The organism is Thalassobaculum salexigens DSM 19539, from assembly GCF_000423805.1.
Classification (GTDB): domain Bacteria; phylum Pseudomonadota; class Alphaproteobacteria; order Thalassobaculales; family Thalassobaculaceae; genus Thalassobaculum; species Thalassobaculum litoreum.
In genome coordinates this window covers 1-15,987 of sequence record NZ_KE384095.1, presented here as the reverse complement: position 1 = coordinate 15,987, position 15,987 = coordinate 1, and the positions used below count along the sequence as shown (strand labels likewise).

The 15,987-nt window shown below is 66.8% G+C and carries 15 protein-coding genes; 4 read left to right on the top strand and 11 right to left on the bottom strand.

Annotation, left to right across the window (positions count from 1 at the left end; translation table 11 throughout):
* Nucleotides 1–164: 164 nt before the first annotated feature.
* Entirely contained in the window at nucleotides 165–770 is a 606-nt protein-coding gene (locus tag G578_RS27390) for a TetR/AcrR family transcriptional regulator (RefSeq protein WP_051245109.1), read from the top strand.
* A gap of 10 nt (nucleotides 771–780) precedes the next feature.
* Here the strand turns inward: G578_RS27390 and G578_RS0120555 are convergent, their stop codons facing one another.
* Genes G578_RS0120555 through atzF form a run of 7 tightly spaced genes read right to left on the bottom strand, consistent with a single transcriptional unit; the run spans nucleotide 781 to nucleotide 9,814 of the window.
* The gene (locus G578_RS0120555; RefSeq protein WP_028795840.1) at nucleotides 781–2,175 is read right to left on the bottom strand and encodes an AtzE family amidohydrolase; all 1,395 of its coding nucleotides are present in this window, start codon (nucleotides 2,173–2,175) and stop codon (nucleotides 781–783) included.
* On the bottom strand, nucleotides 2,172–2,777 hold the full coding sequence (gene hpxZ, locus G578_RS29940) for an oxalurate catabolism protein HpxZ (RefSeq protein WP_169400893.1): 606 nt from the start codon (nucleotides 2,775–2,777) through the stop codon (nucleotides 2,172–2,174). Before hpxZ ends, G578_RS0120555 begins: the two co-directional genes overlap by 4 nt.
* A gap of 10 nt (nucleotides 2,778–2,787) precedes the next feature.
* A complete protein-coding gene (locus G578_RS0120545) occupies nucleotides 2,788–4,431 on the bottom strand; it encodes a dipeptide ABC transporter ATP-binding protein (protein ID WP_028795839.1) in 1,644 nt (547 codons plus the stop codon).
* A 3-nt stretch (nucleotides 4,432–4,434) separates the two neighbouring features.
* Nucleotides 4,435–5,307, bottom strand: a complete 873-nt coding sequence (locus G578_RS0120540) for an ABC transporter permease (RefSeq protein WP_028795838.1) — start codon at nucleotides 5,305–5,307, stop codon at nucleotides 4,435–4,437.
* Nucleotides 5,308–5,310: 3 nt separating this feature from the next.
* Nucleotides 5,311–6,330, bottom strand: a complete 1,020-nt coding sequence (locus tag G578_RS0120535) for an ABC transporter permease (RefSeq protein ID WP_028795837.1) — start codon at nucleotides 6,328–6,330, stop codon at nucleotides 5,311–5,313.
* A gap of 5 nt (nucleotides 6,331–6,335) precedes the next feature.
* Entirely contained in the window at nucleotides 6,336–7,940 is a 1,605-nt protein-coding gene (locus G578_RS0120530) for an ABC transporter substrate-binding protein (RefSeq protein ID WP_028795836.1), read from the bottom strand.
* A gap of 41 nt (nucleotides 7,941–7,981) precedes the next feature.
* Nucleotides 7,982–9,814, bottom strand: a complete 1,833-nt coding sequence (gene atzF, locus G578_RS0120525; protein WP_245565663.1) for an allophanate hydrolase — start codon at nucleotides 9,812–9,814, stop codon at nucleotides 7,982–7,984.
* A gap of 236 nt (nucleotides 9,815–10,050) precedes the next feature.
* Between atzF and G578_RS0120520 the strand changes: the two genes are divergently transcribed.
* A complete protein-coding gene (locus G578_RS0120520; protein ID WP_028795834.1) occupies nucleotides 10,051–10,956 on the top strand; it encodes a LysR family transcriptional regulator in 906 nt (301 codons plus the stop codon).
* A gap of 71 nt (nucleotides 10,957–11,027) precedes the next feature.
* Here G578_RS0120520 and G578_RS0120515 read toward each other — a convergent pair whose 3' ends face one another.
* Nucleotides 11,028–11,810: an SDR family NAD(P)-dependent oxidoreductase gene (locus G578_RS0120515; RefSeq protein WP_028795833.1), complete on the bottom strand. Its 783-nt coding sequence runs from the start codon at nucleotides 11,808–11,810 to the stop codon at nucleotides 11,028–11,030.
* Between the two features lie 112 nt (nucleotides 11,811–11,922).
* On the opposite strand from G578_RS0120515, the gene G578_RS0120510 reads away from it, so the two are divergent.
* Nucleotides 11,923–12,822, top strand: a complete 900-nt coding sequence (locus G578_RS0120510; protein WP_051245108.1) for an SMP-30/gluconolactonase/LRE family protein — start codon at nucleotides 11,923–11,925, stop codon at nucleotides 12,820–12,822.
* A 308-nt stretch (nucleotides 12,823–13,130) separates the two neighbouring features.
* Here G578_RS0120510 and G578_RS0120505 read toward each other — a convergent pair whose 3' ends face one another.
* Together G578_RS0120505 and G578_RS0120500 are read right to left on the bottom strand one after the other, a co-directional pair.
* Entirely contained in the window at nucleotides 13,131–13,616 is a 486-nt protein-coding gene (locus G578_RS0120505; protein ID WP_051245107.1) for a cupin domain-containing protein, read from the bottom strand.
* Nucleotides 13,597–14,271, bottom strand: coding sequence for a helix-turn-helix domain-containing protein (locus G578_RS0120500; protein ID WP_028795830.1), 675 nt, complete (start codon nucleotides 14,269–14,271; stop codon nucleotides 13,597–13,599). Before G578_RS0120500 ends, G578_RS0120505 begins: the two co-directional genes overlap by 20 nt.
* Nucleotides 14,272–14,684: 413 nt before the next feature.
* Between G578_RS0120500 and G578_RS29250 the strand changes: the two genes are divergently transcribed.
* Nucleotides 14,685–15,638, top strand: a complete 954-nt coding sequence (locus tag G578_RS29250; RefSeq protein ID WP_084619077.1) for a DUF2971 domain-containing protein — start codon at nucleotides 14,685–14,687, stop codon at nucleotides 15,636–15,638.
* A gap of 60 nt (nucleotides 15,639–15,698) precedes the next feature.
* On the opposite strand, the gene G578_RS0120495 is transcribed toward G578_RS29250, so the two are convergent.
* Nucleotides 15,699–15,987, bottom strand: a 289-nt coding sequence (locus G578_RS0120495; protein WP_028795829.1) for an integrase core domain-containing protein, incomplete at its 5' end; no start/stop codon positions are given.

The window sequence follows — 15,987 nt, the reverse complement described above, 5'->3', positions numbered from 1 at the left end:
GGCGAATTCGAGATGGATGCTACTAAACTGAACCGTTCAGTTTTGTGTTGCGCACACATGGAAGATCACGTAGGCCACGTCAAGCTCCATCCGCAGGGACGGCCATGACAAGACGCGCCGACGGTCCACGCACCCCTTCTCGAAAGCCCCTGCAGAGCCCCTGCATGGCGGAGGACGGCGGTCAGGATCCGAAGACCCGGCAGATTCTGAACGCCGCCGCGGCCGCCTTCATGGAGCACGGGTTCGGGCCCGCCTCGGTGGACCTGATCGCCCGCAATGCCGGCGTGTCGAAGGCCACGGTCTACACCCGCTTCGCCTCCAAGGAGGCGATGTTCGAGGCGGTGGTGGAGCGCGAGCGCCAGCGTCGGCATCTGGACGACGTCCTGACCGGCAGCCACCCGGATTTCGAGACCCGCCTGCGGGCCTGGGCGACGGGGATGGTCCAGGTCTTCACCGATCCGATCACGACCAAGGTCTACCGCATGGTGGTGGCGGAGAGCCCGCGCTTCCCTGAACTGGGCCGGGCGTTCTACCGCTCCGCGCCGCAAGCGTCGCGGAAACGGCTGGCCCGCCAGCTTGCCGAACATGGTGCCGCGGCCGGCCTGGCGATCGACGACCCGATACAGGCCGCGGCCGATTTCATCGGGCTGCTGCGCGGCGATCTCCAGCTCCGCGTCCTGCTCGACGTGGAGCACCAGCCCGATGCCGACCGCATCCACGCCGTCGCCGACCACGCGGTCCGGCTGTTCCTGAAGGCGTATCGGGCTTAGAGCGCCGGACTTAGAGTGCCGGGGCGGCGAAGCCAGCGACCCCCTCCTTCTCCAGCCAGGCGGCGACCCGCAGGCACAGGTCCTCCCGCCAGGGTGCGGCGATCACCTGCACGCCGATCGGCAGACCCTCCCTGCGTACGGGCACCGCGCAGACCGGCAGGCCGATGGCCGAGATCGGCTGGGTGAACATGCCGATATTCGGCCGGGTCAGCACCTCGCGGCCGCGGATCGTCACCGTCCGGCAGCCGATCTCCGGCGCCGGGAACGGCGTCGCCGGGGCGATGAGCACATCGACATCCTGGAACACCTTGGCGAAACAGGCCCGGTACCAGGCCCGCACCTGCTGGGCGCGAGCGTACCATGGGCCGGGCAGCATGGCGCCGGCCAGAAACCGGTCCCGGGTATCCGGGTCGAAATCGTCGAGCCGGGTGCGCAGGTTTTTCAGATGCAGGGCCGCACTTTCGACGTTGGTGATCAGGAACGCCGCCGCCCGGCCCTCGGCCACGCCGTCCACCGCCACCGGGCCGCCTGCTCGCAGAGCCCCGGCAACCGCGCGCACCGCCGTCTCGGCCTCCGGCATGCCCGCGGTGTCGAAATACCCGCCGAGCGTGGCGATGCGCAGGCCGTCGATCCCGGCATCGAGCGTGTCCAGCACCGGCGCCACGGGGCGTCCGGCGCAGGCGGGGTCGCCGTCCGCCGGTCCCTGCATCGCGTCGTAGGCCAGGGCGAGGTCGCGCACCGAGCGGGCGAAGGGCCCCAGATGGTCGAGGCTGTCGCAGAACGGAAAACTCCCCGTCCGGGTCAGCCGGCCATAGGTCGGCTTCAGCCCGAAGACGCCGCAGAACGACGCCGGCACCCGGATGGATCCGTTGGTGTCGGAACCCAGGGTGAGGGCGGCCAGCCCCGCCCCCGCCGCCGCGCCGCTGCCCGAGGACGAGCCGCCGGCCATCCGCGTGACGTCGTGCGGATTGCGGCAGGCGCCGTCATGGGCGTTCTCCCCGGTGAAGTCATAGGCGTATTCGCCCATGTTCAGCCCGCCGATCAGCACCGCCCCCGCCGCGGTCAGCCGCTCGATCAGGACGGCGTCCCGGCGCGCCGGGGCCTGGTCACGGTTGATCTTCGAGCCGGCCCGGGTCGGCAGGCCTTCGATGTCGAACAGGTTCTTCACCGCGAAGGGCACGCCGGCCAGCGGCGGCAGCGGTCTGCCCGCCGTCCGGGCGGCGTCGACCGATCGTGCACCGGCCAGGGCGCGCTCGGCGGTGACGTCGGTGACGGCGTTGACCGCCGGGTTCACGTCGGCGATCCGGCCGAGGGCCGACCGCGCCACGTCCTCGGCGGTGACGGTGCCGGCGGCGACCGCCCGGGCGATCTTCCAGGCGGGGGAGAACGCGCCGAGGTCGCTCACCGCGTCTCCTCCGGCGCGTAGACCGGCGCCAGGGCGAGGGTTCCCTCCGGTACCGGCGCGGCCTCCAGCAGCTCCGCCATCTCCCGGGCGATGGCGAGGTACGGGGCCACCGCGGCGATCCGCTCCTCGTCCAGATCGAGACCCAGCGCCGGGGCCGCCGCACGGATAAAGGCGTCCGGATCGAAGGCTGATGCGGCCATGGCGTCCTCGCTGGGGCGCGGGTCGGATACGGGCAGAAGGCTGACGTGGGCGGCGACGACGCGCCAGCCGTCGGGCATGCGCACCCAGGTCTGGCTCTGGCGGCCCCTGCGGCCGCTGGACAGGCGGCGGTATTCGGTGAAGGCGGTGGCGTGGTCGCGGCCGTAGGTGGTGACGACCGTGCGGGTCAGGTCGCGGGCGATGTCGCTGACGTCGCGGCCGCTGCGGTAGCCGGCGATCTCCGCGTAGCCGTACAGGGCCTCCTGCGGCCCGTAGCGGATGGTCTCGTCCGCCTCCCAGAACAGCTCGTTCAGCACGGCGACGTCGTTCGCCATCAGGGCCGCCTCGTACCGTCGGAACGCTTGCGTCACCTCGGCCAGGATCTCGGGGATGTTGATCTCCACGGGCGGGCTCCTACTCGGCCGCCTTGGCGAGAGCGGGGGTCGCGGCGATCGCGGCCGGCGGCATCGGCGTGGCGTCGAGCAGGCTGCGGGTATAGGGATCGGACGGCGCGCGCATCACCGCCTCCGCCGTGCCTTCCTCCACCACCCTGCCCTCGCGCATCACGATCACCCGGTCGCAGAGCAGGCGGACCACATGCAGGTCGTGGCTGACGAACAGGTAGCTCACCCCCAGCTTGGCGCGCAGCTCCGCCAGCAGGTTCAGCACGATCGCCTGGATCGACACGTCCAGGGCGGCGGTCGGCTCGTCCAGGATCAGCAGCCGCGGCCGCGAGGCCAGCGCCCGGGCGATGCCGACCCGCGCCTTCTGACCGCCGGAGAGCTGGTGCGGGAACCGGTCGAGCAGGGTCAGGGGCAGGCCGACCTGGGTCGCCAGTTCCTCCACCCGCCCGGCCGGCTTCTCGTCGGTCAACCGGCGGATCGGATCGGCGATCGCCTGGCGGGCGGTGAAGCGCGGGTTGATGCTGTCGGTGGCGTCCTGGAACACCATCTGCAGGCTGCCGCGCCGCGGATCGCGGGCGAATTTGGCGGCCGGGGTGTCGGTCAGCGTCGTGCCGTCCAGCAGGATCTCGCCGCCGGTCGGGTCGAGCAGGCGCATGATCATGGCGGAGGTGGTGGACTTGCCGCAGCCGCTCTCGCCGACCAGGCCCAGGGTCTCGCCCTCGCGGATCACGAAGGAGATGCCGTCCACCGCGACGGATTCCGACGCGCCCCGGCCGAACACCTTGCGCAGGTTGCGGACCTGCAGCAGCGGCGCGCCCGGCACCGGTCGGACGGGAGAGGGTGCCGGCGGCTCCAGCAGGTCGCCGACCTCCGCGCCCGGTCTCGGCGTGGCCCGGATCAGGCGGCGCGTATAGGCGTGCCGCGGATCGGCGAACAGCGCCTTGGGGTCGCCCGCCTCGACCACCGCACCGTCCTTCATGACGACGATCTTGTCGCAGTACTCCGCCGCCAGCCCGAGGTCGTGGGTGATCAGGATGGAGCTCATTCCCCGGCTCTTGGTCAGCTCGGCCAGCAGGTCCATCACCACCTTCTGGGTGGTCACGTCCAGGCCGGTGGTCGGCTCGTCGGCGATCAGCAGGCGCGGATCGCAGGCCAGCGCGATGGCGATCACCACCCGCTGGCACATGCCGCCCGACAGCTCGAACGGATAGGCGTCGTAACGCGCCTCCGGATCGGCGATCCGGACCGCCCGCAACGCCTCGATCGCCTTGGCTTTCGCGGTGGAACGGGTCGCCCGGTTGTGACGGCGCAGCACGTCTTCGATCTGGTGGCCGACCTTGCGGATCGGGTTCAGCGCGGCGCGCGGGTTCTGGAACACCATGGAGATCTCGCGGCCGCGCAGCTCCCGCATCTCGCGGTCCGACATGGCGGTGAGGTCGATCCCATCGAAGGTGATCCGGCCGCCGGCGATCCGGCCGCTGCGCTCCAGGATGCGCATGACGGCGTAGGAGCTGACCGACTTGCCCGACCCGCTCTCGCCGACGATGCCCAGGGTCTCGCCCTTGGCGAGCGAGAAGCTGACGCCGCGCACCGCGTCCACGGTGCCGCGCCGGGTGGAGAAGCTGACGCTGAGATCCTGGACATCGAGGAACATGGCTTACGTCCTTTGCCGGGGATCGAAGATATCGCGCAGACCGTCGCCCAGCAGGTTGAAGGCGAAGACCGCCGTCATCAGGGCGAGGCCGGGGAAGAAGGCGAGCCACCACTCGCCGGAGACGACGAAGTTGGCGCCCTCCGCCACCATGATCCCCCACTCGGCGGTCGGCGGTCGCACGCCCAGGCCGATGAAGGACAGGCCGGCGGCATTGAGGATCGCCCAGCCCATGTTGAGGGAGATCTGCACCATCATCGGCGGCAGGGCGTTGGGGAAGATGTGGAAGGCCAGCACCTGGATGTCGGTGTTGCCGGACAGCCGGGCGGCCTGGGCGAAGCCGGCGTTGCGGCGGATCCGCACCTCGGCGCGGGCGACCCGGGCGTAGAACGGCAGGTTGATGATGGCGGTGGCGTAGATGATGTTCTCCACCGTGTTGCCCATCGCCGCGACGATGCCCATGGCCAGCACGAACAGCGGGAAGGCCATGATCGTGTCGACGAACCGGCCGGTCACCGCGTCGATCCAGCCGCCCCAATAGCCGGCGGCCGATCCGATCGCGGCGCCCACGACGAAGGACAGGGCGACGGCGGCGACCGAGATCATCAGGTCGAGGCGGGTTGCGATCAGCACGCGGGAGAACACGTCGCGGCCGAGATTGTCGGTGCCGAACCAGTGATCGGCCGAGGGCGGCTGCAGCGCGCGGGCGGCGTTGGATTCCATCGGGTCGTAGGGCGCCAGCATCGGGCCGAAGACCGCCACCAGCACGATCGTCGCGAACAGGGCGAAGGCGATGGCCGTGATCGGGTTCTCGCTCAGCACGTAGATCACGTGGTCGAGAAAGCCGCGTTCGCGTGTTTCCGGCGTGGTGGCGCTCACGGTCTAGCCCTCCCGGGTGCGGGGATCGACGAGCGTGTAGATGATGTCGATCGCCAGGTTCAGCAGGACGAACAGGATCGCCATGGCCAGCACGAAGCCCTGCACGGCGGCGTAGTCGGAGACCACCAGGGCCTCGACCGCGTAGGAGCCGATGCCGGGCCAGGAGAACACCTTCTCCACCAGCACGTTGGCGCCGAGCATGAAGGAGAAGACCATGCCGAGCGTGGTCACCACCGGGAGCATGGCGTTCTGGAAGGCATAGCCGAGCACCACCTGCCCCTCGCCGAGCCCGGCGGCGCGGGCGGTGCGGACATAGTCCGAGGACAGGGCCTGAAGCATGGCGGCCCGCGCCATGCGGGCGAGCGGCGCCAGGGTGAACAGCGCCAGCGCGGTGGCCGGGAGGACGAGCTGGCTCAGCGCGCCGCGTGCCGTCTCGACGTCGCCGTCCAGCAGCGCGTCGATCACGTAGAACCCGGTCACCTCCGGCGGCGACAGGTAGACGAAGTCGAGCCGGCCCAGCGGCGACGGCGCCCAGCCCAGCAGGTAGTAGAAGACATAGACCAGCACGATGCCGGTGAAGAAGGTCGGCAGCGACACCCCGGCGGTGACCAGGCCGCGGCAGGCATGGTCGATCCAGCTTCCCTGATGCACGGCGGCGGCGATGCCGAGCGGCAGGGCGATGGCGCAGGACAGCAGCAGCGCCGTCAGGGTCAGTTCCAGGGAGGCGGGCAGCCGGCGGGTCAGTTCCTCCACCACCGGCTGGCCGGTCGACAGGCTGTTGCCGAGATCGCCGACGACCAGGTCCTGGACATAGTGCAGGAACTGCACCGGCAGCGAGCGATCCAGGCCCATGGTGGCCCGGATCTCGGCGATGGAGGCTTCGGTGGCGGCGGGGCCCGCGAAATAGGCTGCCGGGTCGCCCGGCAGCATCCGCGTCAGGATGAAGCTGACGATGACCACCCCGACCAGAGCCGGGAGGGCCTGCAGGGTGCGGTACAGCACCAGTTTGGTTCGCGGGCCCATGGCGGTTACGCCTCGAAGCCGCGGGCGTCGAGCTGGCGGTGGAACCAGTACTCGTAGCCCGACATGTCGCGGGTGCCGACGTTCAGCGCCGGCTGGAACAGGGCGATCCGCGGCACCTCGTCCCAGACGATCTCGATCATGCGCTTGATCTTCGGCGCGTAGTCCGGGTGATCGACCGGGATGTGCAGGGTCTCGTTGGTGAGCGTCTCGATCTCCTCGTTGCGGTAGTTCGAGGAGTTGAACAGGTGCCCTTCCAGATAGGCCCAGAAGAAGTAGTAGCAGGGGTAGTTCAGCCAGCCGCCGAAGGTCTCCAGATGCAGCGGCAGCCGCTTCTCCACCAGCGAGGCGGTACGCCAGTTGGCGCCGGGGATCTTCTCGATGGTCGCCTTGATATTGATCTTGGCCAGGTTCTCCTGCACCAGCAGGGCCGTCGGCTCCATCCAGTCGGACTGATCGAGCGCGATCGACAGCGGCACCTCGAACCCGTCCTTGTAGCCGGCCTCCTCCAGCAGGGCCTTCGCCTTGTCGAGGTCGGTGCTGTAGGGGAACGGCTGCGGCCAGGCGATGTCGGCCGGCGTTGCGGACGACCCGCCCCACATGGGCACGCCGCGCTCATAGGCGGCGGTCTGGAAGATGTCGGCATAGGGCACCGACCAGGCGATGGCCTGGCGCACCTTCTTGTCCTTGAACGGCTCGAAGGCGAGGTTCGGGCACAGGCAGTAGATCGCGTTCTCGATCGGTGTCGAATGGATCGTCATGCCGTCGGTGCCGGACAGCTCCTTGGCGTCCTTGTTCGGGATGTCGAAGGAGACCTGGATGTCGCCGCGTTCGAACAGGGCCCGGCGGGTCGCCTGGCTCGGCACCTCGCGCACGATCACCCGCTTCACCTCCGGCACCGGACCCGAGGTCCAGGCGTCGTTGCGCTCGTAGACGAGCTGCTGGCCCGGCTCCCAGCGCGCCACCTTGAACGCACCCGATCCGGCCGGGGTCTTGTGCAGGTATTCGGTCGCCCAGGGGTCGTCGGTGGTGGCGTTCGCTTTCGCCACCTTGGAGTTGATGACGATCGCCACCGGCACCGCCAGGTCGGGGACGGTCAGCTTGGACGGTCGGATCGTGTGGATCTTGAAGGTGAACTCGTCCACCGCCTCGAACTGCTCCGGCTTCTCCAGGGAGCCGGCCTTCATCTGCACCGTGGGGAAGCCGCCCAGGGTGACGGCGCGGTCGAACGACCACTTCACGTCCTCCGCCGTGATCGGCGAGCCGTCCCAGAACTTTCCGTCCCGGCGCAGCTTGAAGATGATGGCGCTGCCGTCCTCGGTGGTCTCCCAGCTCTCGGCGATCTCCGGCTCGATGACGGAGTAGTCGTAGGACAGGCTGCCGTCGGGCAGGGTCTTGGTGCCGAAGCTGACCAGCCGGTCATAGGCGTTCACCGCCACCTGATAGCTCGGCCGGTTGGTGCCGGAGCGGTGGATGTCGAGGCTGTTGATGGTCTGGCCCATGGCCACGACAACGGTGCCGTTCGATGCCGCCGCGGCCGGCAGCGAGCGGATGAAGGGAAGGGAGCCGGCGCCGAGAACGGCCGCACCCTTCAGAAAATCGCGCCTGCGCATGTGTCTCTCCTCCTGTTCAGTCGTCCGTATCGTGTGGTGGGTCAGGGAACCGCCCCCTGCCGGTCTGTGGCGGCGGCGAGATAGGCCCGCCAGCCGCCAAACTCGGTGATGTCGGTGGCGCCCTCCAGCCCGGCGGACTCGCAGATGAAACCGTTGACGGTGCCGCCGTCGGCCAGGGTGACCGTGCCGATGCCGAGCGGGGCCGGGATGCCGGCCATGAAGGCGCCGAAGCTGGCGAGCGGAAGCGCCCAGAGTTCCAGGTCGATGGCGCCGCCGGTGGCGTCGCGCATCAGTCCGGGGCGGAACGGCGGGCCGCCGGTGAGCCGGTAGAGCCGGTAGCCGGGCGCGCTCGAGGCGGTGGCGATGAAACGGCCGCCCAGCCGGATCAGCTCGCCGTTCAGCGGAAGGCCGGACATGTGGGCGCCGACGGCGGCGACGACGATCTCGTCCGGGCCGAGTGTCGGCGCCGGTTCCGGGATCTCGGGAAGCGCCCAGCCGGTGGCACCCAGGGTCACGCGGGCCTTCCGGTGCAGCCGCGAGGCGAGCGCCGCTGTCAGGCTGTCCTGCCCCGCGCGGGCCAGCAGGGTGACGCTGGCGGGCCGTCCGTCGCTGCGGGTGCCGGTCGGCACGGCGATGCCGCAGAGGCCGAGCAGGTTCACGAAGTTCGTATAGGTGCCGAGCTTGGTATTGGGGCCGATCGGGTCGGCCTCGAGGTCGGCGACCGTGAAGAAGGTCGGGATGGTCGGCACGCAGAGCAGGTCGATGCCCGCCATCGCCGCCTCGCAGGTCCGGCGCAGGGCCTCCATCCGGTACAGGCTGTTGAAGGTGTCGGTCGCGGAGAACTTGGTCGCCGCGCCGACGATCCGGCGGATCACCGGGTGAACGGCCTCGGGGGCCGTGTCCATCAGCGGGCCGACCACAGCGTGGCGCTCGGCGACCCAGACGCCGCCGTAGAGCATCTCGGCGACCCGGTAGAACGGCGTGAAGTCGAACTCGACGATCTCGCCGCCCTCGGACCTCAGCGTGTCCAGCGCCGCCGCATAGGACGCCGCCTGGACGGCGTCGCCGAAGAATTCGAGCGACGCGGTGTCCGGCACGCCGATCGTCGGATGCGGCGGGGCGGTGCCGAGATCCGGCGTCGTCACGGCCTTCGAGAAGGCGTCGGCCGGGTCATGCCCGGCGGCGGACTGGAAGGCGCGGTAGGCGTCCTCCACGGTCAGGGCGAAGACCGAGATGGTGTCGACCGTGCGGCAGGCCGGGACCAGGCCGCTGGCCGAGAGAGCGCCGACGGTCGGCTTCAGCCCGACGATGTTGTTCAGCGCCGCCGGCACCCGGCCAGAGCCCGCCGTGTCGGTGCCGAGCGCGAAGCTGACCAGGCCGCGCGCCACGGCGACGGCCGAGCCGGAGCTGGAGCCGCCCGGTACGATCTCCGGGTCCAGGGCGTTCTTCGGGATCGGATAGGGCGAGCGCACGCCCACCAGGCCGGTGGCGAACTGGTCGAGATTGGTCTTGCCGATCAGGATCGCGCCCGCCGCCCGGAGTTTTGCGACCGTAAAGGCGTCGGCCGCGGCCTCATAGGCGAAGGCGGGGCAGCCTGCCGTGGTCTGTTCGTCGACGGCGTCGATGTTGTCCTTGATGGCGAAGGGCACGCCCCAAAGCGGTTTCGCCACCCGATCGAACGGGCCGAGCCGGGCCGCCTCGGCCTGGGCCTTCTCCGCGTCGATCAGGGTGATGAAGATCCCGGGATCGCCCGCCGCCGCGATCCGCCGATAGCACTCGGCCACCACGTCGCCCGGCTTGGTGCCGGACTCGTAGGCCGCGTGGAGCGACGCGATGTCGAAGGGCAGATCCTGCATGGCGGCGCTCGGTCCCACTCGGGTCTCCGTGACTCTGTTTCCTGAAGGCTTCTCCGGCATCTCGCGGCTGCGAACACGCTCCGCCCAAGCCGCCGGTTTGGCTTGTCCAATCCCATGAATTCCGCAGATGCCGGCGCTCCCACACCGGTCTCGCATCTGCGATAGGAGAAAGCGTGCTGGCTATGACTGCTGTTGTCTTCTGCTATGATTGCAGCAAGCCGCTGCAGGAAATGCAGCGGTCAGGGGAGGGACCGATGCGCCACATGACGACGCTGCTCTATATCGACGCGGTGGCCCGGGCCGGCTCGATCCGCAAGGCGGCGGAGACCCTGTCGATCACCTCCACGGCGCTGAACCGGCGGCTGCTGGCGATCGAGGAGGATCTGGGCGTGCCGATCTTCGAGCGGCTGCCCCGGGGCGTGCGGCTGAACAGTGCCGGCGAACTGCTGATCCACCATATCCGCAACCAGATCTCCGACATGGACAGGGTGCGTTCGCAGATCGCCGATCTGGCGGGGGAGCGGCGCGGTCATATCACCATCGCCTGCAGCCAGGCGCTGCTGCCGTACCTGCCCCGGCAGATCGCCGCCTATCGCCGCGAGCATCCGGGGGTGACCTTCGCGGTGTTCCGCCGCGACCGGGAGGCGGCGGAACAGGCGCTGGTCGACCACACCGCCGACCTCGCGCTGGTGTTCGAGCCGATACGGCTGGCCGAGTTCCAGACCCTGCTGACCGTGCGCCAGCACGTGCATGCGATGTTCTCGCGCCATCATCCGCTGGCGGCCCGGGAGACCGTACGGCTGCGGGAGTGCCTGGACTATCCGATCGCCCTGCCGACCCGGGCCTATGGGGTGCGCCACCTGATGGAGGTTGCCCTGGCGGACTCGGCGATCTCGCTCAACCCGGTGGTGGAATCCGACAGTTTCGAGTTCCTGGGCCACCAGGCGATCGCCGAGGGGATCGTGTCGTTCCAGATCCCCATCGGCCTGCCGCCGGGCGGGATGCTGCCGGACATGGTCTCGCGCCAGCTCGACCCGCGCGACGTGCCCAGCGGCCTGATCTACATGGGCCAGCTCCGGGGCCGCATCCTGCCCGTTGCCGCCGCCAAGTTCGCGGAGATGGTGCAGAAGGACCTGGAGGCGCAGTACGACTGCAATTAGCGGCGGGGGTTGGAGCAGATTCACGCACGCTGGCGCGATCACGAAGTGATCCCGTCACCGCACGATCTGCTTTAGACGTTGCCGCCGTCCACCCGGAATTCCTGGCCGGTGCAGCCGCGCGAGGCGTCGGAGGCCAGGAACAGCACCATCTCGGCCACGTCCTCCTCCACCATGTCCCGCTTCAGGCATTGGCGCGCGTGGATCGCCTGCCGGTCCGCCTCGCTGATCCAGTCGCGGCGCTGCCGTTCGGTCAGGATCGCGCCGGGCAGGATGGAGTTGACCCGGATGCCGTCGCCGCCGAAATCCCGCGCCAGCGACCGGGTCAGGCCGAAGGCCGCCGCCTTGCAGGCGTTGTAGACCGCCAGATCCGGCACCGCGAGCCAGGGGGCGATGGAGCCGAAATTGATGATCGATCCGCCCCCCGCCTTCACCATCAGCGGCCGGGCGGCCTGGGCGGCGAAGAACTGGTGCTTCAGGTTGACCGCCACCAGGTCGTCCCAGACCTCCGGCGTGACGGCCTCGGCCTTCACCCGCTGGTCGCGGGCGGCGTTGTTCACCAGCACCGACAGCCCGCCGGCCGGCTGTGCCGCCGCCTCGATGGCCATGGTGAAGGACGCCGTCTCGGTCACGTCGCAGGTCGCGAAGTTCGGCCGGTTGCCGCACTCCGCCTCCACCGCCTCAGCCAGGGCCGTGCCGGCCTGCGGATCGATATCGACGAAGCTGACCCGGGCGCCCTGGCGGGCGAACAACGCGACGATGGCCGCGCCGATGCCGGTGGCGCCGCCGGAGACGAAGACGGCGCGGTCCTGCAGGTCGCGATAGAGGGCCGGCGAGGCGGCGTAGGATCGGTGCATGGAAGCCTGCTCAACGGTATCTGGGGCGTTTGAGTATTGATCGTCGGTTTTCGCTCCGACAAGATAAATTAAAGAAATGAATTAAATGGACGAACGTGGGGAGAGGCGGGTGATGAACCGGCGCATCGAGGCGGTCCTGCTGCTCGACTGCCGCAACACGCTGGCCGAGGGCATCCAGTGGCATCCGGGTCATGGTCGGCTCTACTGGACGGATATCCTGGGCCGCACTCTGTGGAGCTGCGACGCCGAGGGTGGGTCGGTGGAGACCCGCGGCTTCGACAAGCGCATCGGCAGCTTCGCCTTCTGCACCGACGACCGGATCCTGCTCGCGCTGGAGGACGAGCTGGCGCTGTTCGATCCGGAGACCGGATCCCTGAAGACCCTGGCGCCGGTCGAGGCCGACGAACCGCGAACCCGCATGAACGACGGACGGGTCGACCGCGCCGGCCGCTTCGTGTTCGGCGGCGTCGACGAGCATGGGCTGAAGCCGTATTCCGCCGTCTATCAGTTCAACGGGGTCCGGGCCCTGCGGCTGTTCGACGGGGTCGGCTGCGCCAACAGTATCGCGTTCTCGCCGGACGGGGCGCGGATGTACTTCGCCGACACCGCCGGCAAGACGATCGAGCGGATCTCCTACGAGACCGACGGGGTGCTGGGCGCCCGGTGGACCTTCGCCAAGCTGGCCGCCGACGAGGGCGGGCCGGACGGCTCCTGTGTCGATGCCGAGGGCGCATTGTGGAACGCCCAGTTCGGTGGCGCCCGGGTCCAGCGCTTCCTGCCCGACGGCAGCCGCGACATCCGGGTCGACCTGCCGGTCAGCCAGGTCACCTGCGCCTGCTTCGGCGGGCCGGCGCTCGACCGGTTGTACATCACCACCGCGCGGGAGAATTTCACGGACGCCCAGGCGGCTGCCGAACCTACGGCGGGCGGCATCTTCGTCGCCGAGGTGGGGGCGGCTTTCGGGGTGACAGGGCTGCCGGAGGAGAAATACACGGGATCGATCGCCGATTAGCGGCGCCCCGGGGTTTCCGGCTCGCGCGCCCATCGAGTCTGTTCTGAACAGTATCGACCCATAGCGGACGCTGCACATCTGCAAGCCTTACGCCCCAAAGCAGACGCCGGAGATCTATGGGCCGGCCGCCCCCTGGGCCGCTGCAGGACGTCTCATCTCTTTTTGGGAGCACTTCAGGATATTGACGGCGCCAGCCCCGGCGGAAGGCACGTTCGCGATCGCATCACTCTATGCCCTGGCGCCACCAATAACTTGAACCTTGGGCCTCACATCTGCAGGCCCGACCAGCAGGGGCCGGTCATTCGGGCTCAGACGTCGACACGCTCCTGGTCCACGCTCTTGCGCTCATTCATGTTGAACCGGCCGGCATAGATCGGTCGCTCGCCGGTGGACGGCCCCGGATACTGGACGATGAAGATTTCCCCGCCGCTCTCGGTCTTGAACTCGCCTTCGTAGTGCGGATCCGGGTGAAATAGCACCGTGCCGGGGCCGTAGACGTCTCCATCAATCTCGAACTCCCCGGACAGGATGTGCCACACCTGGGCAAACCCGTGATAGTGCTCGGGGTGAAACGCGCCCGGCTCCAGACGCAGAATTCCCGTGTTCGGATGGGTCGGGTTGTCAGGCTCCGGATGAAACAGCATTTTGCCGGTTTCTCCGGGCCAGCGGATCGTCTCCCACTCAACGTCGTCAAAGCGCCGGGCGATATAGCGCTTGTGATCCTTGCGCGTCGCCTCGCGTTCCGTCTTCAGAGATGCATTATTCTCCGCGGTATCAGCGATATGTTTGCTCATTGTATCCTCCACTGTGTGAACCGGTCTTTTGGTCGCCGGAAGCGCCGCCCAATGGGCGCCACCAGTCGAACTCGGGAAGCGCCCCGTCGGCTGCGGCGACTGTCATCAGAAGGTGAGCTTCTTGATCTCCAAGCCCCCGGGCTCGGTGCGGGTGGTGGGAGTTGATGTAGATGCCGTCCCCGGCCTCGAGGCGATGTGTCTGATCGCCGACATCAAAGATCACGGTTCCGCTGAGAACGAAGCAGTGTTCCTGCCCGGGATGGGAGACGAACGCCTTCATCCCGTCGTCCTTCGGCAGCACCAGATGAAAGACCTCCATCTTGTCCTTGGATCTGCCTCCGCCCAGTCTTCTCCAACGATATCCGGTCGAGGGAACGAACGAGAATTGCCCGTCCGCGCCTCGGTGAACCGCAACATCCGTCTCCGTGGAGACCGTGCCCAGGTCGTCGAACAGCGAGCCGATCTGAATGTCGAGGGATGCGCAGATCTGGAGCAGACTGGCGATGGTCGCGGACGTCGCGCCTCGTTCGATCTTGGACAGATAGCTCTCCGACAGCCCGCACCTGGCGGCCAGGTCGACCAGCGTCAGTCTGGCCGCAAGTCGCGCCGACTTTACGCTGGCCCCAATCTTCGCGTTCGCTCCGGCTTCCTGCATGCCAATCACACATCGAAATGTCTTGACAGGACATATTGTTGTCCCAACAGGACGTCATGTGCAAGCCTAGAATCTCAGCCCGACCCAGGCTATGCCGTCGGCATAGAGTTCTGCGTTCTTCGCGTCAGACACCGATACCCTCGCTAGGCGCCAACCAAATACGGGCAAGCGGATGACGGGACCCCTTGCTGGTTCTATCGCCTCCGCTCTGCCAACCCTATGCGTTCTTTGGTCGTCATTGGAGCGTCCGACCCGTAGCGGTCATTCGGAATCACTGCTTCGGCCGACCCAAAGCGGTCTCTTACCCCGCCGTTCCGCCTGCGGGCTTGTGCCCACACGGTCCTTTCCTCGGTAGCTTTGGCAGTGCTAGCGTCTGGTCCATCCGCAATTCTCGAAGATGCAGATAGACGACAATGGAATTCGATCAAGCAACATTGAAATACAATCAGATCTTTGCCCCCGATTTGATTGAAGAATATCAGGATCTTGTTTGTAAGAAAAAGAGATTCGCATACTACACTTCCGCTGATACGGCGATAAAGGTGCTTCGCAACCAAGAACTTTGGTTCAGAAATGCCACAGTCATGAATGATTTCGCTGAAATTTCACACGGCCTGGCACTTATGCAGAAAGTGTTTTCTGGGCCGAGTGGAAAATATTTTCGAGAAGCAGTTGATGGCATATTTTCCGGAACGATTGATAGAGCGGATAAATTACTTTTTGAATGGGTAGAGCACTGGCAATTCGAAACGTACATTGCGTGTCTTTCTATTCACGAAGCAGAAGAAGACATAAGCGGGCGGCTTTCCATGTGGAGAGCCTATGGAGATACTGCGATAGTCGTTAACAACACGCCCATGGCCTCGATCACTGACTTGGCTGCAGTGTTTTCGACTCCAGTTTTATATCTTTCAGAGGAAGAGTTTATCAGCTATCTTAATAAAATTACCAATTCCATTCTCAGTAATCGAGAATACTTACTTGGCTTAGGTCAAGACACGCTGGTTAGCCACATTCACGATATGGCTTTCCGGTTCGCGATAGCGAGTAAGCATCCGGGGTTTAAGGAAGAGAAAGAATGGAGAGTTTTTTATCATCCAACAAAAAATAAAAGTCCAGTTATGACCGAAGACACTGTTGTTCTCGGAGGTGTGCCGCAAACAATTTTTAAACTTCGCTTGGCGAATGAACCACATAACGGGCTATACGGCGCAGATATTCCGTCGCTTCTGGACCGAATTATTATTGGGCCAGTGCAGTTTCCGTACATGAGTTACAAAGCGTTTCTGTCGGTGCTTGAGGGTTTGGGGATTAGGGATGCAGAGTCGAAAATATTCCTATCTGATATCCCCCTTCGCATAAATTAGCGACTGATGAACTTCCGTCGAGGCTTGTTCCGCGTGACCTGCTCCCCGATATGTCCTCGTTCAGAAGTTAGTTCTGTTCCGGTTTTGGTCCTCGATTGACCGGTTGCGGTATTCCCACGGTGTGAGCCCGCCGAGGCTCGTGTGGGGGCGGTGTTGGTTGTAGTCGTCGCGCCAGGCGCCGATCAACTGGCGGGCATGGCGCAGGCTGGAGAACAGGTGCTCGTTCAGGCACTCGTCGCGCAGCCGTCCGTTGAAGCTTTCGACCAGGCCGTTCTGCATCGGTTTGCCGGGCGCGATGTAATGCCACTCGACACCGCGCTCTTCTTGCCAAGCCAGGATGGCGTTCGAG